General features: G+C 67.0%; 15 protein-coding genes and 4 pseudogenes. 18 read left to right on the top strand and 1 reads right to left on the bottom strand.

Translation table 11 applies throughout. The features are described 5' to 3' along the window. The first annotated feature begins 338 nt into the window (after nt 1–338). Nucleotides 339–1,385: an RluA family pseudouridine synthase gene (locus tag CAP13_RS03735; RefSeq protein WP_425429828.1), complete on the top strand. Its 1,047-nt coding sequence runs from the start codon at nt 339–341 to the stop codon at nt 1,383–1,385. 512 nt (nt 1,386–1,897) lie between these two features. Beyond that, a complete protein-coding gene (locus CAP13_RS03740) occupies nt 1,898–3,172 on the top strand; it encodes a glycosyltransferase family 2 protein (protein WP_085830282.1) in 1,275 nt (424 codons plus the stop codon). A 206-nt stretch (nt 3,173–3,378) separates the two neighbouring features. Here the strand turns inward: CAP13_RS03740 and CAP13_RS03745 are convergent, their stop codons facing one another. Continuing rightward, nucleotides 3,379–3,720: a hypothetical protein gene (locus CAP13_RS03745; protein ID WP_085830283.1), complete on the bottom strand. Its 342-nt coding sequence runs from the start codon at nt 3,718–3,720 to the stop codon at nt 3,379–3,381. 128 nt (nt 3,721–3,848) lie between these two features. Here CAP13_RS03745 and CAP13_RS03750 point away from each other — a divergent pair, with 128 nt between their 5' ends. The 16 genes and pseudogenes from CAP13_RS03750 (at nt 3,849) to CAP13_RS03830 (ending at nt 21,213) form a co-directional block, all read left to right on the top strand. Beyond that, complete coding sequence (locus CAP13_RS03750; RefSeq protein ID WP_085830284.1) at nt 3,849–5,237, top strand: hypothetical protein; 1,389 nt, start codon at nt 3,849–3,851, stop codon at nt 5,235–5,237. Further along, nucleotides 5,234–5,749 (top strand): prepilin peptidase, encoded by a 516-nt coding sequence (locus CAP13_RS03755; protein WP_179184922.1) that lies wholly within the window; start codon nt 5,234–5,236, stop codon nt 5,747–5,749. Before CAP13_RS03750 ends, CAP13_RS03755 begins: the two co-directional genes overlap by 4 nt. A gap of 145 nt (nt 5,750–5,894) precedes the next feature. Then, the gene (locus CAP13_RS03760; RefSeq protein ID WP_085830286.1) at nt 5,895–7,124 is read left to right on the top strand and encodes a deoxyguanosinetriphosphate triphosphohydrolase family protein; all 1,230 of its coding nucleotides are present in this window, start codon (nt 5,895–5,897) and stop codon (nt 7,122–7,124) included. 76 nt (nt 7,125–7,200) lie between these two features. Next, nucleotides 7,201–8,664: a replication-associated recombination protein A gene (locus tag CAP13_RS03765; RefSeq protein ID WP_085830287.1), complete on the top strand. Its 1,464-nt coding sequence runs from the start codon at nt 7,201–7,203 to the stop codon at nt 8,662–8,664. 59 nt (nt 8,665–8,723) lie between these two features. Next, nucleotides 8,724–9,293 (top strand): DUF948 domain-containing protein, encoded by a 570-nt coding sequence (locus tag CAP13_RS03770; RefSeq protein WP_085830288.1) that lies wholly within the window; start codon nt 8,724–8,726, stop codon nt 9,291–9,293. Beyond that, entirely contained in the window at nt 9,286–9,663 is a 378-nt protein-coding gene (locus CAP13_RS03775; protein ID WP_085830289.1) for an ATP-binding protein, read from the top strand. The genes CAP13_RS03770 and CAP13_RS03775 overlap by 8 nt, the downstream gene beginning before the upstream one ends. Continuing rightward, entirely contained in the window at nt 9,663–10,469 is an 807-nt protein-coding gene (locus tag CAP13_RS03780) for a SigB/SigF/SigG family RNA polymerase sigma factor (protein WP_085830290.1), read from the top strand. Before CAP13_RS03775 ends, CAP13_RS03780 begins: the two co-directional genes overlap by 1 nt. A gap of 25 nt (nt 10,470–10,494) precedes the next feature. Then, entirely contained in the window at nt 10,495–11,877 is a 1,383-nt protein-coding gene (locus tag CAP13_RS03785) for an AI-2E family transporter (RefSeq protein ID WP_097677663.1), read from the top strand. 162 nt (nt 11,878–12,039) lie between these two features. Further along, a pseudogene (gene alaS / locus CAP13_RS03790) lies at nt 12,040–14,562 on the top strand (alanine--tRNA ligase); the annotation flags it as partial. A gap of 604 nt (nt 14,563–15,166) precedes the next feature. Beyond that, a pseudogene (gene mltG / locus CAP13_RS03795) lies at nt 15,167–16,039 on the top strand (endolytic transglycosylase MltG); the annotation flags it as partial. Then, the gene (locus CAP13_RS03800) at nt 16,036–16,536 is read left to right on the top strand and encodes a YqeG family HAD IIIA-type phosphatase (RefSeq protein WP_085830293.1); all 501 of its coding nucleotides are present in this window, start codon (nt 16,036–16,038) and stop codon (nt 16,534–16,536) included. The pseudogene mltG (CAP13_RS03795) and the gene CAP13_RS03800, both read left to right, overlap by 4 nt. 5 nt (nt 16,537–16,541) lie before the next feature. After that, on the top strand, nt 16,542–17,093 hold the full coding sequence (locus CAP13_RS03805; protein WP_085830294.1) for a shikimate kinase: 552 nt from the start codon (nt 16,542–16,544) through the stop codon (nt 17,091–17,093). 322 nt (nt 17,094–17,415) lie between these two features. Continuing rightward, nucleotides 17,416–17,667 (top strand): annotated as a pseudogene (ruvX, locus tag CAP13_RS09535) (Holliday junction resolvase RuvX); the annotation flags it as partial. After that, nucleotides 17,660–18,847, top strand: a complete 1,188-nt coding sequence (gene mltG, locus CAP13_RS03815) for an endolytic transglycosylase MltG (RefSeq protein WP_085830295.1) — start codon at nt 17,660–17,662, stop codon at nt 18,845–18,847. The pseudogene ruvX and the gene mltG (CAP13_RS03815), both read left to right, overlap by 8 nt. A gap of 364 nt (nt 18,848–19,211) precedes the next feature. Then, nucleotides 19,212–19,541: pseudogene (locus CAP13_RS03825) on the top strand (SAM-dependent methyltransferase); the annotation flags it as partial. A gap of 538 nt (nt 19,542–20,079) precedes the next feature. Continuing rightward, a complete protein-coding gene (locus CAP13_RS03830; RefSeq protein WP_085830297.1) occupies nt 20,080–21,213 on the top strand; it encodes a M24 family metallopeptidase in 1,134 nt (377 codons plus the stop codon). The last annotated feature ends 146 nt before the right edge of the window (nt 21,214–21,359 follow it).

Raw genomic sequence — 21,359 nt, forward strand, 5'->3', positions numbered from 1 at the left:
CCGCGACAGCGGTCGGCACCGTCCAGCTTCCGGTCGCGCCCGTCCGGCGCACCGCACCCTTCGACTCCCTCGCGCTTGAAAGCGCGTACCTGGCGGAGCTCGGGCGCCTCGACGGCGACGCCGAGGCCCGCCGCGCCGCGGACGATCTGCTCGTGCGCGAGGGGGTGCGCTACCACGAGGGTCCGGTGTCCTGGAGCTACGTGCCGAAGATCTTCTCCCGCGCCGATGTCGCCCACCTCGCGTGGGTCGCAGAGACCATGGGCGGGATCATGGAGAAGGTCACCCGGGCCTACGCCGCACGTGAGGAGGTCCGGCGCTTCTTCGGCCTCGATCCGCGCATCGAGGAGCTCGCGCGCCGGCTTCCCGCAGCGGGCGAGACGATACCCATCGCGCGCGTGGACATCTTTCTGAACGAGAAGACCGGCGCCTTCCAGTTCTGCGAGCTGAACACCGACGGGTCTTCGGGCATGCTCGCCACAGCGGGCGTCACGCGGGCGAACGCGCTCACCGGGGCCGGCCGGCGGCTCACAGCGTCNCGTGCCGGTGACGTCATCGCAGTCGAGCTCCCTGAGCCCGCTGCGGCCGGTCCGGTCATCGGCGAGCCCATACCCCTCGACATCCGCTTTGAAGACGAGTATCTGATCGTCCTATCCAAGCAGCGCGGCCTCGTCTGCCACCCTGCTCACGGGCATGACTCTGGCACCCTGGCGAACGCCCTCGTGTGTCACTGCGGCATCGACCACCTGGGCACTGTCCAAGGTGAGGACCGCCCCGGTATCGTGCACCGGCTCGATCGGGACACCTCGGGACTCATGCTCGCGGCCAAGGACGACGACACGCAGCGCGCCCTCCAGAATCTGATCCGCACGCGCACCCTCGACCGGCGCTACATTGCCCTCGTGCACGGGGGGATCGCGATGGGGGAGGGCACGATCTCCACGGGGATCGGACGCTCGCCGCGCGACCGCCAGAAGATGGCCGTCACCGACGACCCGGCGGCCCGCCAGGCCATCACGACCTTCCGGGTCCTCGAGCGCTTCGAGGCGCGGCGCGGGGACGAGGGGTACACGCTCGTCGAATGCCATCTTTTTACCGGGAGGACGCATCAGATCCGCGTGCACATGCGCCACATCGGCCATCCGCTTGTGGGGGATCCGCTCTATGGCAAGGGTTCCGACCACATGAACCTCGACCTCACGCGCCAGTTCCTCCACTCCTGGCACGTGAGTTTCACGCATCCGGTCACCGGCGAGGAGGTCACCTGCGCCGATACGCTGCCTTGGGACCTCGCAGCGGCCCTCGACGAGATCGCCGACCGTTCGGAGGGGCGCACCGAGGCAGGGGAGGAGATCATCCCGCAGCTGGGGTTGCTTGAGCTGGGCTGAGTCCTGGGCGGGAGTGTTGGGTTGCGACCTGGGCGGGAGTCCGTCTCGTTGTCAACACGATAGAGCGGCCGCCAAAACGTCATCTCGCCGCCTCTTTCGGGCAGATCTGCCTAGGGAGGCCCTTGGGATGACGTTTTCGACGCTACTTTCTGCAACGCTACATTTGTGGAAGCGCATTGCGGTGGCGTGGCGTTAACTTGAGGATGTCTCAAGAGAGGGTGCTGTAACGTCGCGCTCACTTTGTGGTGGGACCCCTTGACGCAATGTCGCCGAAAAACGTCATCTCAACACCGCTTCCATGCAGATTTGCCTTGGGAGGCCCTTCAAATGACGTTTTCGGCACCACACTTGCTGCGGTGCCCCTTGAAGGTTTATCGCGTCACGAAAAGTGGTGTACGGCCGTCCCCTCAGGGCCCGCGCCCCACGCCACCCCGCTTCATACCCGCTCCACCATGGACGCCCCGGTTTTCGCTACACTCAGATCCGTCTGACGTCGAGCTGATGGAGCGCCTGTGGCACCGATCGAGATCTTCAACACCGCAATTGCGATCCTGTTCACCTTCTGCTATATCTACCAGGCATTCTTCTTCTGGGTCGGCCTTGTCAAAAACGAGGTCAAACTGCCGCCCGCCGGCCGGCGGCACCGCTACGCCTTCTTCATCGCGGCCCACAACGAGGAGGCCGTCATCGCGAACCTCGTGCAGTCGATCAAGGACCAGGATTACCCCTCCGAGCTCATCGACATCTTCGTGGTCGCGGATGCCTGCACCGACGCCACGGCCGACCGTGCCCGCGAGGCCGGGGCCATCGTGTACGAGCGCAATGACCTTGCGCGCAAGGGGAAGAGCTGGGTCATGGACTACGGCTTCAACCGCATCCTCACCGAGTACCCGGGCGTGCACGAGGCCTTCCTCATCTTCGATGCCGACAACCTGCTCTCGCGCGACTACGTCAGCGTCATGAACGATGCCTTCGACCAGGGCTATCACGTGATCACGAGCTATCGCAACTCGAAGAACTTCGGCAGCTCGTGGATCTCGGCGGCGAACGCTATCTGGTTCCTCCGCGAGGCTCGGTTCCTGAACAACGCGCGCATGCTCTGCGGTACCTCCTGCGCCGTTTCAGGTTCGGGCTACCTCATCTCATCCAAGATCGTCGAGGCCATGCACGGCTGGCACTTCCACACGCTCACCGAGGACATCCAGTTCTCCACCTTCTGCGCGGTCCACGGCGTGCGCATCGGCTACGCGCCGGCTGAGTTCTACGATGAGCAGCCGATCACGCTCGATGCGTCAATCAAGCAACGGCGTCGGTGGTCGAAGGGTTTCTACCAGGTCTTCTTCACGTATGGCGGCCAGCTGGTCAACACGCTCTCCAAGACGCGCTCGTTTGCGGCCTTCGATCTGCTCATGGTGATCGCTCCGGCCTCGATCCTGACCCTGATCTCGCTGCTCGCCAACGGCACCTTCCTCGTGGTCGGCTCGCTCTCGCACGGCTTCCTCGCCACCGATGCCGAGCTCGCGCGGTGCGTCGGCAGCATCTTCCTCACCCTCGCGAGCTCCTACGTGGTCTTCTTCATCATGGCGCTCACCACCACGTTCTTCGAGCGCAGCCACATCCACTGCCCCTCGCGCCTGCGGGTCATCTCGAACCTCTTCACCTTCCCGCTCTTCATGTTCACCTACATCCCGCTCACGGTGACGGCGCTCTTCCTGAAGGTCGACTGGATCCCCACGCCGCACGACGTCTCAGTCACCCTCGATCAGGTGGTGGAGGGCGCGCGATAGCGTCGCGGCGGCATCTTGCCCCATCGCATCAAGGTTCCGAGGGCCCTTCGGCGGGGATGCGAAACGAACACGGGGCGAGCATCCCGCGTGTAACATGGCATACTACGAAACAACGCGCCGGCACCCATGGAAGGTGCCGGCGCGTTTCATGTGCGCTATGAGAAGGGGGAGGCCCGGGGAGCTACATCCCCAGAGCGCTCAGCGTATCAGCCCTGATAGGAGCTATCGAGAAAGCTGTCGAGCCACGCGTCATCGTAGTAATCGTCGTAGTAATCGTCGTAGTCATAGTCACCGTATCCATCGTCGTAATCCCAACGATGGCTCCACGTGCTGTTGTAACCGCTGTAGTCACGCGACATGACGTAGGTTTGCAGGGCGCTCACGGCCACCGATGCGATGGCGCAGCCGATGAGGATCATGCCGCCCAGCACGACGGCGGTCAGGATGTAGGCGAACTTGGAGGTCGTGCTCTGGTTCGCCGTGCCGGCGCTCGCACCCTCGATGCCGAGATCGGCGGGGCCGGCGGCGTGCGTGGTATCGTTTGACATCTCAACTCCCAAATCGCATGTGTATGCACCCCGCAGCGGGGTAAACCATGTCACATCGCATCCTACCACGTACCTCTCGGGCATATGGCAGTGCCTGGGATGGATGCACTCGATTGAGGAGGATCACCATGGATACCGCGACAGCGGTCGGCACCGTCCAGCTTCCGGTCGCGCCCGTCCGGCGCACCGCACCCTTCGACTCCCTCGCGCTTGAAAGCGCGTACCTGGCGGAGCTCGGGCGCCTCGACGGCGACGCCGAGGCCCGCCGCGCCGCGGACGATCTGCTCGTGCGCGAGGGGGTGCGCTACCACGAGGGTCCGGTGTCCTGGAGCTACGTGCCGAAGATCTTCTCCCGCGCCGATGTCGCCCACCTCGCGTGGGTCGCAGAGACCATGGGCGGGATCATGGAGAAGGTCACCCGGGCCTACGCCGCACGTGAGGAGGTCCGGCGCTTCTTCGGCCTCGATCCGCGCATCGAGGAGCTCGCGCGCCGGCTTCCCGCAGCGGGCGAGACGATACCCATCGCGCGCGTGGACATCTTTCTGAACGAGAAGACCGGCGCCTTCCAGTTCTGCGAGCTGAACACCGACGGGTCTTCGGGCATGCTCGCCACAGCGGGCGTCACGCGGGCGAACGCGCTCACCGGGGCCGGCCGGCGGCTCACAGCGTCGCACGCGGCTGCGGCCTTCGATGTGATGGGCGCCTGCGCCGATGCCGTGATCGACGCCTACCGGGCGGCCGGCGGTGAGGCCGAGCACCCCGTTTTCGCGGTAGTCGACTATATCGAGAGCATCGCACGGGAGGAGATCGCGGCCTTCGCCCCCGTCTTCGAAGCGCGCGGCGCGCGTCTGCATGTCGCCGATATACGGGATCTGACCTACCGGGACGGTCGCCTCGCGGACGCGGATGGACCGATCGACGGCGTCTGGCGGCGCGTGGTGGTCTCTGAGATGCTCGAGAAGCCCTGCGCGGGCGCCGGTGCCCTCATGGCCGCAGCTGAGGAGGGACGCGTGCCCGTTATCGGCGGGTTCTGTACCTGGCCGGTGGCGACGAAGACCGTTTTCGCCCTCCTGCACGACCCGTTGGCGGCGACCATGCTGTCCGAGGAGGAGCTCGCCTTCGTGCGGGACCACGTGCCGGAGACGGACCTGCTCGATCCCGAGAGCGATCTCAGCCGGTTTCACGACCGGTCCCGCTGGATCGCCAAGCCGCGCGACGGCTACAACAGCAGCGGGGTCCATGCGGGCTCGGACTGCACCGAGGAGGAGTGGCAGGGCATCCTGGCGGAGATGGCGGCCACGGGAGGCATGGTCCAGGCCTATGCGCCGCAGTTCGCGTCCATGAACGTAGAAGGGGGCGCGGCGGGTGTGGGCCGCTCCCCGGTCCCGTACGACATGATGGAGGGGCTCTACCTCTTCGGCGGTCGGTTCGGAGGGGTGTTCACACGGTGCGGGACGCAGGCGGTGATCGGCGAGTTCACCGACCGTCTCAACATGGGCTGCCTGGTGGTCTCGTGAGCGGGCCCGGTGGCGTGGGGTCCGCGGCCGCCACGGTGCTCGCCTGGGCGCCTGCGCTCGCGCTCGCGTTGATCGTCGTCGCCGCCGCCTGGGTGGACGCGCGGGAGCGCAGGCTTCCCAACGGACTCGCCGCTGCGGCGGTCGTCACGGGGGCGATGGTCGCGGTCTGGCCGGCGGTCATGGCTGCCCTTGGCGGAGGCTCCGGCGCAGACCTGCTCCCGAATGCCCTGGGACTCCTGGCCTCCCATGCCGTCCCGGCTCTGCTCACCGCGGCGGCCCTCGTCGCCCTTGAGGTCGGCTGGCGCCGGTTGCGGGGGAGCGCGGGGCTCGGCATGGGCGACGTCAAGCTGCTGTTCGCCCTCATGCTCGCAGATCCCCTGCGCGGGCTCACCGCCTTCTGCGTGGCCCTCCTGTTGTTAGCCGCCGCCTGCCTCGTCACCCGTCGGGCGAGCCTGCCGCTGATCCCGTTCATCGCCCTCGCAGGCATCCCGCTCCTGGGCGCTGCGCTGTGAGGCGCGATGGAAGCCCCGCAACAGGGAGCGCGCTGATATGTGCTCAAAATGTGATGGCTTCGGGCGCGTCGGGGCCAGCGCGGGAGGTCGTGTCCGGACGGCATGCGAGACTGTCCCCGAGAACGATATGAGATAGGAGCGCACCATGACCACGCTGCAGGACACCCTGACATCCATGACCGACTCCCTGAGCGACGAGCTCGTGGCCCGCATCGAGCGCGACCGCGCCGCGGGTTGGAGAAACCCCTTCCGCACCGAGGACGCCGACGCCTGCCGCCGGCGCGATCGGCCGCAGGATCGCAACCGGATCTGGCGACCGCCCTTCGTGAAGGACACCGAGAAGATCATGCACCTCCCGGCTTACAACCGCTACAACGGCAAGACGCAGGTCTTCAGCTTCCGCAGCAACGACGACCTCACCCGGCGCGGCCTTCACGTCCAGCTCGTCGCCCGCATCGCGCGCGACATCGGCTACGCCCTCGGCCTCAACTGCGACCTCATTGAGGCTATCGGCCTCGGCCACGATCTGGGCCACACGCCGTTCGGGCATGCGGGGGAGCGCTGCCTGAACGATATCCTCCATGCCCGCACCGGCCGCCATTTCTTCCACAACGTGCACTCGGTGCGCGTGATGGACGTGCTCTACGGCCGCAACATCACGCTGCAGACCCTGGACGGGGCCCTCACGCACAACGGCGAGTACGAGCAGCGCGTCTTCGAGCTCTCGGGCCTCTCGGGGTTCCCGGAGTTCGACCGCATCGTCGAGTCCTGCTATGAGACGGGCGACATCGCCATCGGGCACCTCCGGCCGGCGACCTTGGAGGCCTGCGTCGTCCGGATCTCGGACATCATCGCCTACGTGGGGCGCGACCGCCAAGACGCCATCGAGGCGGGCCTGCTCGACGAGGACGCCTTCGAGGACGGGCTCGGCGGCGGCTACAACTCCTGGATTCTGAGCCGGGCCTCGGTGGACATCATCGAGCACAGCTATGGGAAGAACCGCATCGAGATGAGCGAGGGGATGTTCTCGGAGATCCGCCGCGCGAAGGCGGAGAACTACGAGAAGATCTACCGCTCGGGCGGGGTCGAAGGGGAGCGGGCCGATGTCCTCGGCCGGGCCTTCAACCTCATGTACGAGCACTTCCTCGGGGATCTCAAGGCCGAGGACCGTTCGAGCTACATCTTCCGCCACCATATCGACCGCCTGGAGAAGCAGCTCGCACGCTACAACCGCTCGTACGCCTGGCGCGCCGACCTCGACCAGACCGTGGTCGACTACATCGCAAGCATGTCCGACGGTTACTTCACGGAGCTCGCCACCAAGCTCTTCCCCGAACTGCATTTCCCCCGCCGCACCTACATCAACGAGCGCTGAGAGTCCGCGGCGGGGGAGGGCCGCCTCGGCGCGGCGCCTCCGCACCCGTCCGCGCGCCTGCGCTAGAATGGGCCCCATGGAAGACCTTTTCACACAGAGCAACCGCGCCAAGTCGATCAGGAACGCCCCGCTCGCGGTGCGCATGCGCCCGACGTCGCTCGACGACTACGTGGGTCAGGAGCGCGCGGTCGGCGAGGGCTCATGGCTCCGCAGCGCCATCGAGCACGACGTCCTGTCGAGCGTGATCCTCTACGGCCCCGCGGGAACGGGCAAGACCACCCTCGCCCACATCATCGCCGCCCGCACGCGCAGCGAGTTCGTCGAGGTCTCGGCCGTCACGGGGACGGTCAAGGATCTCCGCCGCGAGATTGATGCCGCAAAGCACCGCCTCATGCAGTTCGACCGCCGGACGATCCTCTTCATCGATGAGATCCACCGCTTCTCCCGCTCGCAGCAGGACGCCCTCCTGCACGCCGTCGAGAACCGCACGGTCGTCATGATCGGGGCCACGACCGAGAACCCCTACTTCGAGGTCAACTCAGCCCTGATCTCCCGGTCGCGCGTGGTGGAGCTCGTCCACCTCTCCGATGCCGATGTGGCGGTCCTCGTCCGCCGGGCCCTCGCCGCGCCCGAGGGTCTCGCCGGCGCCTTCGATGCCGCCGACGAGGTGGTTGACGCCATCTGCACCCTCGCCGCGGGTGACGCCCGTTCCGCGCTGACCACGCTCGAGCTTGCAGGCGAGATCGCCCAGGCCCGCGCTGCGGCAGGGGAGCGGCCGCGCATCACCGTCGAGGACGTTCAGGTGGCGAACCCGCGCCGCGGCCTCACCTACGACAAGTCCGGTGACATGCATTACGACGTCATCTCCGCCTTCATCAAATCGATGCGCGGCAGCGATCCCGATGCGGCGGTCTACTGGCTCGCCCGCATGGTGGATGCCGGCGAGGACCCCAAGTTCATCGCCCGGCGCATCATGATCCAGGCCGCGGAGGATATCGGCAACGCGGATCCGCAGGCGCTGCTCGTCGCCGAGGCCGCCTTCAAGGCCGCTGAGGTCATCGGGTACCCCGAGTGCCGGATCATCCTCGCCCAGGCGGCGATCTACAACGCCCTCGCGCCCAAGAGCAATGCCGCCGAGGCCGCGATCGACGCCGCCCTCGCCGACGTGCACTCGAGCGGACAGCGCGAGGTCCCCTCCCATCTGCGGGACCGCCACCGCCCGGGCTCGGACGCCTACGGCCCCTACCTCTACCCGCACGATTACCCGGAAGGCTGGGTCGCCCAGCGCTACCTGCCCGACGGCTTGGAGCGCGGCGCCTTCTTCAAGACGGCCGGGCGCGGTTGGGAGGAGTGGCGCCGCGAGCTCACCGCGCGCGACCGCAGCGGCCGGTCGCCCCGGCTGTCAGAAGCCGATGCGCCGGGTGCAGCCGCAGCGGCCGGATCGACGTCAGAGAGGGCCGCCATCCCGCGCGATCATGGCGAGACCCGCGGGGAGGCGGACGGCCAAGCCCTCGAAGGGGACGCGCCACCTGCGCGTTAGGCGCGGCTGCCTTCGGGTACCATAGTCAGGATCGTTCGGACATCGATTACGGAGGCGTTATGAATCCGCTGCAGATCGCCCTCATCGTCCTGGTCCTCGCGGGGGTCTGGGCCGTCGTCGAGCTCGCGCTCGTGCTCAGGAGCACGCGCGGCACCGTGGACGCCCTGAACAAGACCGTGGGGGAGCTGAATGAGACCGTGAACGAGGCGCGGCCGATGGTCGCCAAGCTCGACGGGGCCGTCGACGAGATACAACCCGCTCTGGCGCAGGTTGAGCCCCTCATCAAGCAGGTGAACACCGCTGTCGAGGCCCTCACCGCCGATCTCGTGGAGGTCAACGGGGTGCTTCGCGATGTGTCACAGGTCACGGGGACCGTCTCAAACGCCTCAGGCGCGGTCTCCAATCTGACCGACGCGGCCGCCGAGAAGGTCTCGCGCCTGTTCGGCAAGAAGGGTGCCGCGGCGCCGGAGGGCCCCGCCCCCGCGGACCGCACCCTCACCGGGGCCGAGCCCGCATCGGAGGACGAGAACGTTCCCGCCGGTGATCAGACCCGCCCCGCGTCCGGTCAGAACCAGTACTACACCTACGGCGGTCAGAAGACCGCATCCAAGGAGGAAGCAGATGACTAAGACCTGCCCCATCGCGCTCACGGTCTGCGCGGATCCCCGCTTCGCGCGGCTCGTGCGCATGAGCGCGTCGAACGTGGGCCTGCTCTCATCCATGTCGGTCGAGCGGGTCGAGGACATCCGCATGGCCGCGGAGGAGGCCTTCATCTACGCCTGCGCGGTTCAGCCGTCCGCGCCGGTCGCCATCTCGTTCGAGGTCGATGACGAGCATCTCACGATGGCCTTCACCCTCGAAGCGAGCACCTTCCCCGAGCCGGACGAGGGCGACCCCACCGCCGCGTACGCCGACCTCATCCTCGCCTCAGTCTGCGATTCTTTCGAGAAGCAGGAGGGACCGGCGGCCCTCATCCTCACGCTCAAGGCGGATGTCTAATGGCAGAAGCTGAAAAGGTGCGCCGGCGGTCCACCAAGACCGCCTGGGACAAAGAGAAGACGCGCGAGCTCTTCAGACGCTTCAAGGAAGAGGGCGACATGGACGCCCGCGAGAAGCTCGTGATGTCGCATATGAACCTCGTCCGCTTCCTCGCGAACAAATTCAAGAACCGCGGTGAGCCCCTGGATGATCTCGTGCAGGTGGGATACCTCGGCCTGCTCAAGGCCATCGACCGTTTCGACCCGTCCCGCGGGCTCGAGTTCACCACCTTCGCCACACCAACCATCTTAGGTGAGATCAAGCGCCACTTCCGCGACAAGGGCTGGAGCGTGCGCGTGCCGCGCCGCCTCCAGGAGCTGTCCGCCAAGGTGAACCAGGCGACGGACACCCTGACCACCGAGCTGCAGCGCTCACCCAAGGTCGAGGAGATCGCCGAGTACCTGGATGCGAGCGTCGACGAGGTCCTCGAGGCCATGGAGTCCTCCTCGGCCTACAGCTCGGTGCCGCTCGAGGGTACCGGGAACTCGGACTCGGACGACGCCCCGTCCGTCATCGACCGGTACGCAACCGAGGACGCCGCCCTGAACTTTACCGATGACCGCCTGGTCATCGAGGAGGCGCTGGCCGGATTCTCGCCGCGTGAGCGCGAGGTCATCGAGCTGCGTTTCGTGAAGGGCATGACGCAGATCGAGATCGCCGACCTGCTCGGTATCTCGCAGGTGCAGGTCTCGCGTCTGCTTCGCCGCACCCTCAAGAAGATTCAGGAGCGGATCGACCCCGAGGGGCTCATGGCGCCCCGCTCCTGATCGATCGGCTGCGAGAGGAACACGCATGGCATCGACGCCGCAGCACAAGGACACCGCCGCGCCCATGCGCCTCGTTCTGATGCGCATCTGGGCGATCATCGGCCTTGCCATCATCGGCCTGGGGGCCCTGCAGCTGCTCGGCATCCTCTCGAGTGCCGTGCTCTTCCTCGCCGTGGGCAGCATCCTTGCCTTTGTGTCATCGCCGCTGGTGAACCTTCTGGTTCGCCGCCGTGTCCCGCGCGCCCTGGCCTCGATGATCTCGCTTGTCGCGGTGCTCGTCGTCGTGGCGCTCGTCTTCATCCTGTGCGTGCCGATCGTCATGGGGCAGCTGGTCGACCTGCTCTCCGACATCCCCTCGCAGGTCTCGCAGCTGGGCACCTGGTTCTCCGAGATCCAGCAGCGGTTTGACGCCGTTCGCAATCTGAGCGAGTACGTTGACATCGCATCCCTGATCTCGTCGTTGCAGGACTCATTCAACCAGATCGCCCGCGAGCTCCTCGTGGGCATCCGCGACGGCATCGTGCCGCTCGTGAACAACGTCGCCTCGACCCTCTTCACCATCTTCCTCGGCTTGGTGCTCGCGTATTGGCTCACCTGCGACTATCCCAAGATCAACGAGGAGATCTGCCGCGCCCTCGGTGAGGAGAAGGCGAGCGACTACCGGCTGATGCTCGCCGTGGTGAGCCAGTCGGTCGGCGGTTACCTGCGTTCCATGCTCCTCTCGGCCGCCGTGCGCGCCATCCTCTCCTACATCGGCTTCCTGCTCGCGAGCCATCCATACGCCGGCGCGATGGCGCTGCTCTCCGGGGTGCTGAGCTTCATCCCGGTCGTTGGCCCGGCCCTCTCTGCAGCCCTGGCCACCGTCACGGGCGCCTTCTTCGGAGTCGCCGTGGGCTTCTGGACCCTCGTTGCCGCGGTCGTCTCCCAGAACATCACCGACAACATCATCGCGCCCAAGATCACCGAGAGCACGATGTCGGTGCACCCGGCGCTCTCGCTCACGGCCCTCATGATCGGCTCCGCTCTCGGCGGCACGATGGGCATGGTCATCGCCATCCCGCTCGCCGCGATGGCGAAGAGCCTGTTCATCTTCTACTACGAGGGCCGGACGGGCCGTCAGATCGTCTCCTACGACGGCGCCATCTTCAAGGGCACGCCGTACCGCGACGCATCCGGCAGCCCGGTGCCCGCCTACGACGCCCTCGGCAACGACCGCTTCGTGATCGAGTCCGAGCTCGTGACGGAGGACGACGTGCCGAGCGCCACGGCGGCTCCGAAACCCCAACAGGAGGAGAACCCCTGGGACCGTGTCATGAAGCTGCTCGCCCGCGAGGACGAGGAAGGCGCCGGTAACACGGGCGCCACGTACCGTGACGACGCGAACCCCGGTGATGACGACGGCCGCTGAGCCTCCGGGAAAACATGGTCTTAGCATGGGTCCACGGCCGAACGGATTCAATCCCCTATACTGAGTCAGATATGCCGATTGAGCACCGTCGCCGCATCAACGGGAGAGGGGTTTGTCCTCCGTGGGCGGCGACGCGCGACGCAGAGCAAGGAGACGCCATCCATGTCCGCTGACTTCCCGTCCATGACAACCGCGGAGATCCGCTCCGCCTTCCTGAGCTTCTTCCAGGAGCGCGGCTGCAAGCTCTATCCCAGCTCCTCGCTCGTGCCCGACGACCCCTCCCTGCTGCTCGCCAACGCGGGAATGAACCAGTTTAAGGAGTACTACCAGGGCAAGCGCACGATGCGGGAGATCGGTGCCTGCTCCTGCCAGAAATGCGTCCGCACCAACGACATCGACGTCATCGGCTCAGACGGGCGCCACCTCTCCTTCTTCGAGATGCTCGGCAACTTCTCCTTCGGCGGCGTGTCCAAGCAGCAGGCCTGCACCTGGGCCCTCGAGCTCATCACCGAGGTCTTCCATCTGCCCATGGAGCGGCTCTACTTCACCATCTTCACCGAGGACGACGAGGCCCACGACATCTGGCGTTCCCTCGGGGTCGCTGAGGACCACATCTCCCGCTTGGGCGAGGATGACAACTTCTGGGCTGCTGGCCCCACCGGCCCCTGCGGTCCGTGCTCAGAGATCTACTACGACCAGGGTGAGGAGTTCGGCTGCGGCGAGGACACCTGCTCGCCGGGCTGCGACTGCGATCGTTTCCTCGAGTTCTGGAACCTCGTCTTCACCCAGTACGACCGCCAGGAGGATGGCTCCCTGCCTGAGCTGCCGCATCGCAACCTCGATACCGGCATGGGACTCGAGCGCATGGCGGCCATCCTGCAGCATAAGGGGTCGAACTACGACGGCGACCTCATGCAGTCGCTGATCGCGCTCGGTTCCCGCATCTCCGGCAAGGCCTACGACCCGGCGAGCTACGACGGCGCGAGCCGCTCGCTGCGCATCATCGCCGACGCGGCGCGCGCGGTCGACTTCCTCATCGCCGACGGCGTGCTCCCCGGCAACGATGGCCGCGGGTACGTGCTGCGCCGCCTGCTGCGCCGCGCGGTCTTCCACGGGCGGCTCCTCGGGATCGAGGGGGTCTTCCTCGGTCAGTTCATCGACGAGGTGAACGAGCTCATGGGCGCGGCCTACCCCGAGCTCATCGAGAACCGCGCCCTCGTGGCGGGCATCGTCTCCGCCGAGGAGGAGCGTTTCTCCGCCACGCTTGAGAGCGGCCGCACCTACCTCGACGAGGCCATGGCCTCGCTCGATGAGGGGGCCGTCCTCGCCGGTGAGACGGCCTTCATGCTGCACGACACCTTCGGGTTCCCGATCGACCTCACGGTCGAGATCGCCGGCGCGGCCGGTCACGCCGTTGACATGGACGGCTTCGATGCGGCCATGGCCGAGCAGCGCGCCCGCGCCCGCGCCGCCGTTGACGGCGATGCCTGGGGGAGCTTCAACGACGTCTGGACCGAGCTCTCCGATGAGATCCCCGCCACGGAGTTCCTCGGGTATGAGGCCCTCGAGATCGACGGCGCCCGCGTGGTGGCCATCGTCCGCGCCGGCGAGCGCGCAGACGTTGCCGCATCCGGCGAGGACGTCGAGATCGTCCTCGACCGCACGCCCTTCTACGCCGAGATGGGCGGCCAGGTCGGCGACGCCGGCGAGCTCGTCTCTGGCGATACCCGCGTGACGGTTGCCGACACCAAGGTGAAGGGTGGGCTCTATGTCCACCATGCCCATGTCGAGGCGGGCGCGCTTTCAGTCGGCGACGCGGTCCGTGCCGCCGTCTCAGGACGCCGCCGCGCCCTCATCCGTCGCAACCACACGGCCACCCACCTGCTTGACGCCGCCCTGAAGCAGGTGCTCGGCGACCACGTGAGCCAGGCCGGGTCCCTGCTCGACGATGAGCGCCTCCGCTTCGACTTCACGCATTTCGAGGCCGTCACGCCAGCGCAGCTCCGCGAGATCGAGGACCTCGTCAACGAGGAGATCTTCGCCGCCAAGCCGGTCGTCACCGAGGTCATGGATATCGACACCGCCAAGGCGTCGGGCGCGGTGGCGCTCTTCGGCGAGAAGTACGGCGAGCGCGTGCGCGTGGTGTCGGTGGGCGCTGAGAAGCGGCCCTTCAGCCGCGAGCTCTGCGGCGGCACACACGTGTCCAACTCCGCCGAGATCGGCCTCTTCAAGATCGTGTCCGAGAGCTCCACGGGTTCGAACGTCCGCCGCATCGAGGCGGTGACGAGCCTCGGTGCCATCGCCTACCTCGAGGGCAAGGGCGCGCTGCTCGCAGCCGCCGCAGACGAGCTCAAATCCCGGGAGGACGAGGTGCCCTCCCGCATCGCCGACCTGAAGGGCAGGCTCCACGCGAGCGAGCAGAAGCTCCGCGCCGCGCTCGTGGGGGGTTCGTCCGATCGCATCCAGACGGCCATCGCCGCCTCCCTCGACCTCGGCTCCTACCGCGTGGTCATCGCCCGTTTGGACGGGCTCGAGGCGGCCGAGCTCCGCGATGCATGGGATACGATCCGCGCTCGCGCGAACGGCGGCGACGTCGCCTGCGTGCTCGCCACGGCCACGCCCGAGGGCAAGGTCGCGCNGCTCGTGGATGCCCTGTCGCAGGCGCAGTCCGCGCGACTCATGGCCGAGAAGTCCGTGAGCCCGTCTGCCCGCGCGGCCCGGTTCTTCGGCACGGTGACGGCCCGTGCGCTCAAATCGTGCCTGGATGGGGACATCCCCTGGTACCGCCTGCTCGCCGAGGGCATGCGCTTCGAGTCACGGCTCGGCGTCGAGGCCGGCCGCTTCGAGCCGGACGACATGTTCGAGCTGGACGACCGGCTCGAGGCCTTCGGGATCGAGGAGCTGGCCTTCGAGCTCGAGCCGGCGCGCTTTGTGGACGCCCTGCGCGCGGAGTGCTTCAAGCGCTCGAACCGATTCCTGCTGCCCCTGCCGCAGATGGTTGGCTCGATCCGCCTCACCGTGGTCGAGGATGACCTGCTCAACCGACACGCTGAGGCCTACCTGGCAAGCCGTGCCGAGCTCATGGACGCCGACGACTGAGTGGCGAGCAGGGGGTCTGGGGCGGCCACGTCTGCTCGTGGCGGGACACTTCCAGGGATAGCATTCGTCTAGTCTAGGCGGCGGGGACGGCGCCGACCGCGCACGTGGCAGCTGCGCCGCGCCGATGGACGCATGGATATCCAGCCGAACCCCGCTCCCCCGGGCTCTCCCATGANCCGAGGGATCGGGCGGCGACACCATCGCGTCCCTTCTTTCAAAGGCCCATGTGATCGAGGACCCCAAGGCGTACTACGCGGCCGTCGACGCGCTCGGCGCCGAGCAGTCCCTGCAGCCCGGCATCTACTCGTTCACCGTGGGCCAGGATGCCGAGTCGATCGTCCGCCAGCTCATGGCCGGACCCAACGCGGACGGCACGAAGCTCACCATCCCCGAGGGCCTGACGGTCGCGCAGACCGCCTCGTGTGTCGAGGAGGCGCTCGGCATCTCAGCCGATGAGTTCATCGCGCAGGCGAAGGCATCGAACTACGCAGCCGACTACACCTTCCTGCAGTGGGTCGCCAACGACTCGCTCGAGGGCTTCCTCTGCCCGAAGACATACACGTTCACCGGGGCGCCCACGGCCGACTCCGTCATCCGCACCCTGCTCGATCAGTACCAGGTGGAGTACGCCTCCCTCGACTTCAGCTCCGCGCGCGCGACCATTCAGAGCCGGTACGGGATCGAGATGAGCGACTACGACTTCCTCATCATGGCCTCGGTCATCGAGCGCGAGGCGCTGAACAACGAGCAGCGCTACCTGGTGTCCTCCACGTTCTACAACCGTATGAAAGCCGGGACGCCGTTGCAGAGCGACGCCACGATGGGCTACGTCACCGGCGGCGCGGTCTCGGCCGACGACCTCACAACCGAGAGCCCGTACAACACCTATCTGAACCAGGGACTGCCGTCCACGCCCATATGCGCTCCCTCGCTCGATTCGCTGGAGGCGGCCCTCGCTCCCTCCGACACCTCCTACCTCTACTTCTTCATCACAAGCGATTTCGTGCGGTTCTCCGAGACCTATGAGGACCACCTCGCCGCCATCGAGGAGGCCAAGCAGTGACGGGTGCCCTCTCACCAGACCGGTACGTGGCCTCCGTCGAGTGCATCGGCCTCGACGCGCTCAAGGCCGCGGGCAAGCGGGCGATCCTCCTCGACCGCGACAACACCCTGGTCCCGCGTGACCGCCAGACGGCACCGGACTCCGTCGTCGCCTGGCTCGCCCGGGCGCGCGAGCTCGGCTTCAAACTCTGCATGGTCTCGAACAACTGGCACCGAGACCAGGTCGAGCGCTCCGCATCTGAGCTCGAGATGGATTTCATCAGCCATGCGATGAAACCGGCCCCTTTCGCGATCCGTGCGGGGCTCAAGCGCCTTGGGGCCGCACCCGATGAGACCGTCCTCATCGGCGACCAGCTCTACACCGACGTCTGGGGAGGCAAGCTCGCGGGTGTCGACACGATCCTCGTCCGGCCGCAGGCGACGGCCGACCTCTGGTACACCCATATCTTCCGCATCTTCGAGCGCCGGGCGCTCAAGGGCGTTCCTTGCGAGGAGTAGCGGCCATGGGGGCAGCGAACGCACAGGGACCGGTGGAGCGCCGCGGGTGCGACCACATCTTCTTCGTGGGCTTCCTCGGGGCGGGGAAGTCGACGCTCGCGCGCAACCTCGGCCGCATGTTCAACCGCCGCTACGTCGACACCGACCGCATGGTCGAGCGCCGCGCCGGGCTCACGGTGACCAAGATCTTCGCCGCACAGGGCGAGGAGGGCTTCCGGGTGCTTGAGACCCAGGCTCTCGAGTCGCTAAAAAGCGAGCGGAGCCTGCTCGTCTCCTGCGGGGGCGGCGTCATCGAGATGCCGCGCAACATCGAGCTGATCCACGAGATGGGGTACTGCGTCTACCTGGATGGCGACATTCGGGACTCGCTCCGCCAGATCCGCCGCAGCGACACCCGGCCCGATTTCCGCTCGCCGGCGCACGCCGCCCGCCTGCTCGAGCACCGCCGCCCCCTCTACCGCGCCGCCGCCGACTTCACGGTCGACATCAGGCGCACATCATTCACCGAGGTCTCCTACAAGGTGGCCGAGTTGCTGTTGGAGCGTGGTCTTCTATGATCCGTCGCAAACTCGTGAACTTCCCCGACACCAGCTGCGATTACCGCGTGGGCCCGGGCGCCCTGAATGAGCTCGGCCCCATGGTGAAGTCCGTTGTGGGCGTGCCGAAGCGCGCCGTCATCGTCTGCGAGGAGGAGCTTGCGGACGGCGTCGCCCTCACCGTCTCGCGCGCTCTGATCGATGCCGGGTTCTCGGTGAGCGACCTCTCGCTGCCGGCCGGCGAGCAGCCCTCGACGCTCACCTTCGCAGCCCAGCTCCTCGAGGCGCTGGCCCGCACCGGCGCCACCGCCGACGATCTCATCGTCGCCGTGGGCGGCGCGGGCCTCTGCGGCCTNCCGGGGAGGAGGGGCCTCAGGCGGCGCGCATCCGCGCCGTCGCCCAGGACCTCGCCGCCCGCTTGGGACTCGACCTCGCCTTCGCCGACGAGCGGCTCTCCTCCGCCGAGGCGAAGCGCATCCTGCGCGCCCAGGGATTGAACGAACGTCAGATGCGCGGCAAGATCGACATGATCGCCGCCTCACTTTTCCTACAGGCCTGGCTCGATGGCCGCGACCGAGAGGAACACCATGGCTAACGGCACCGATTCCGGCTCTCAGCGCCGCACCGGCACCCGCTTCCGCAGTGCTCCCGCATCCCGTCCCCCTCGCACGTCGCCTCAGACGCGCGGGACGCGCTTCGCGCACCGCCCGGGCAGGCCCTCGCCCGGGAGCCCCTATCGGCAGGCGCGCCGCGGCCCCAGACCGCTGGTCATCGGGGCCATCGCGGCCCTCCTCGTCGCCCTCGTGGCCGGGGGCGTCTTCCTGGTGCCGCGGTTCTTCTCCACTTCGGACGCCCCGGCGGCCGGCACGGCCGTCACCGTTGAGATCCCCGAGGGATCGGGCGGCGACACCATCGCGTCCCTTCTTTCAAAGGCCCATGTGATCGAGGACCCCAAGGCGTACTACGCGGCCGTCGACGCGCTCGGCGCCGAGCAGTCCCTGCAGCCCGGCATCTACTCGTTCACCGTGGGCCAGGATGCCGAGTCGATCGTCCGCCAGCTCATGGCCGGACCCAACGCGGACGGCACGAAGCTCACCATCCCCGAGGGCCTGACGGTCGCGCAGACCGCCTCGTGTGTCGAGGAGGCGCTCGGCATCTCAGCCGATGAGTTCATCGCGCAGGCGAAGGCATCGAACTACGCAGCCGACTACACCTTCCTGCAGTGGGTCGCCAACGACTCGCTCGAGGGCTTCCTCTGCCCGAAGACATACACGTTCACCGGGGCGCCCACGGCCGACTCCGTCATCCGCACCCTGCTCGATCAGTACCAGGTGGAGTACGCCTCCCTCGACTTCAGCTCCGCGCGCGCGACCATTCAGAGCCGGTACGGGATCGAGATGAGCGACTACGACTTCCTCATCATGGCCTCGGTCATCGAGCGCGAGGCGCTGAACAACGAGCAGCGCTACCTGGTGTCCTCCACGTTCTACAACCGTATGAAAGCCGGGACGCCGTTGCAGAGCGACGCCACGATGGGCTACGTCACCGGCGGCGCGGTCTCGGCCGACGACCTCACAACCGAGAGCCCGTACAACACCTATCTGAACCAGGGACTGCCGTCCACGCCCATATGCGCTCCCTCGCTCGATTCGCTGGAGGCGGCCCTCGCTCCCTCCGACACCTCCTACCTCTACTTCTTCATCACAAGCGATTTCGTGCGGTTCTCCGAGACCTATGAGGACCACCTCGCCGCCATCGAGGAGGCCAAGCAGTGACGGGTGCCCTCTCACCAGACCGGTACGTGGCCTCCGTCGAGTGCATCGGCCTCGACGCGCTCAAGGCCGCGGGCAAGCGGGCGATCCTCCTCGACCGCGACAACACCCTGGTCCCGCGTGACCGCCAGACGGCACCGGACTCCGTCGTCGCCTGGCTCGCCCGGGCGCGCGAGCTCGGCTTCAAACTCTGCATGGTCTCGAACAACTGGCACCGAGACCAGGTCGAGCGCTCCGCATCTGAGCTCGAGATGGATTTCATCAGCCATGCGATGAAACCGGCCCCTTTCGCGATCCGTGCGGGGCTCAAGCGCCTTGGGGCCGCACCCGATNCTGCCGCGACCGCGCAGAGGCCCTGCGCATCCTCATGGCGGGAGACGTCTCGGCCGCAGGCGAGCGCCTGACCTCGCCGGGACGTCTCGTGCGTGAGGGGCTCGAGCTGCATGTGCGCGGCCACATCCCCTACGTGGGGCGCGGCGGTCTCAAGCTCGCGGGGGCCTTGGGCGAGCTCTCCCTTGACCCCGCGGGCCTCACCTGCCTCGACGTGGGCTGCTCCACCGGGGGATTCACCGACTGCCTGCTGAAGCGCGGTGCCTCCTCGGTGCTCGCGGTCGACGTGGGCCGCGCCCAGTTCGACTGGTCGCTCAGGAACGATCCGCGTGTCACCCTGCTCGAGCGCACGAACATCGTGGACGTCCCNATCCAGCCGCCTTGGCGCCCGCGCCATCGAAGGCCCTGACGGACAGTGTGCCCGTGCCATCGAAGGCCCTGACGAGCAGTGTGCCCGCGCCATCGAAGCCCTGATGGGCAGAGATGGATAGGCGACTCGGACATTGACCAGAACCTCGACTGCGACAGGACACGCCGCAGACTGGTCACGGCACGATTTCTCCGCGTCAAATTTGCATTTCTTTGAGCTATGAATAGTCGTTACGCGGCGCTTAATCTATAAATCGAAGAACCGCAGGTCAAAAGTGGTGCATTTTCTTGAGCTATGAATAGGGGAGTTCATAGCTTGGCTATTTTCAAGCGAGATCTATGCATAGCTGGCAAAAATGCAAAAGACGCTGTCCCTCGCCGACGCATCACGCATCGGTGATCGAACATATTCAGGCTCTCCACCGCCCGAAGCCCATGCACCCTCTATTCGCGCCCTCGAGAGCCAGCGCCGCGGTCCCGCCACGCCGTTGCGGTAGAATGCCCGGGACACGCCACGGCATAGGAAGGAAAGCATCATGGCAGATACCGAGCTCACCGGTCCCGCCCGCCGCCTCGCCGCCCTGCGCGGCCTCATGGGGGAGCGCGGCTACGACGCCGTCCTCGTCCGGGATGAGGCGAACCTCCGCTGGCTCACCGGGGCCACCGGCGTCTTCGATTACACCGGCGAGTACCCGCACGCCGCGTTCATCACCCACGACGGCTGCTGGCTGCACACCGATTCCCGCTACTTCAACAGCTTCGAGGAGAACCTGCCTGCCGGCCATCCCTGGACGCTCGACATGGACGAGACCGGCATCCCCGCCTGGGCGGCGGCCCGCGCCTACGACACCCGGAGCCGCACCATCGGCATCGAGGACGACATGCAGTTGAGCTTCCACCAGGGTCTCATCCGCGGCCTCGAGGATCGGTCGATCGCAGCCACCCTGCCGCTCATGCACGGCGACCTCCGCCGGATGCGCGCGGTGAAGGACGAGGAGGAGCTCGCCCTCATGCGCCACGCCCAGTCCATCACCGACGCCGCCTTCACGTACATGTGCGGCTTCATCCGGCCGGGCCTCACAGAGAAGCAGCTCCGCACCGAGCTCGAGAAGTTCATGTTTGAGAACGGCGCTGATGCGCTTGCCTTCGGTTCCATCGTCGCCTCGGGCCCCAACACGGCGAACCCGCACGCCATCCCGAGCGACCGCGTGGTCGAGCGCGGCGACTTCGTCCTCATGGACTACGGCGCGGGCTACCGCGACTACCGCTCCGACATGACCCGCACGGTCGTGGTCGGCGAGCCGACGGAGAAGCAGCACGAGATCTACGACCTCGTGCGCCGCACGCATGAGGAGTGCGTCCGCGCGATCCGCGCAGGCGTGGACGGGCACGACATCCATATGCTGTCGAAGAAGATCATCGGGGACGCGGGCTACGGTGACTACTACGGTCACGGACTCGGCCACGGCGTGGGCATCGACATCCACGAGCTGCCGGTCTTCGGGCGCAAGAGCAACATCATCGAGGCCGGCGCCGTCATCACCGTGGAGCCGGGCGTCTACCTGCCTGGCGTGGGCGGCGTGCGCCTGGAGGACTACGGCGTGGTGACCGAGGATGGCTACGAGCCCTTCACCCAGAGCACCCACGACCTCGTGGTGATCGACGCCTAGCGTCGCGGTGCACACCCTGTGCGAAGCCCGGGTGGTACCTGCAGGTCTATTCGATGCCCCGTGCATGGAACACGCCTGTCTAAGCTCCCGGGCTTTGGCATGCCCTGACATCGGCGGACGGGGCCAGAGGTCGGGATGTTTCGGGG

The organism is Collinsella vaginalis (assembly GCF_900176655.1).
In the GTDB taxonomy this organism is placed as follows: Bacteria; Actinomycetota; Coriobacteriia; order Coriobacteriales; family Coriobacteriaceae; genus Collinsella; species Collinsella vaginalis.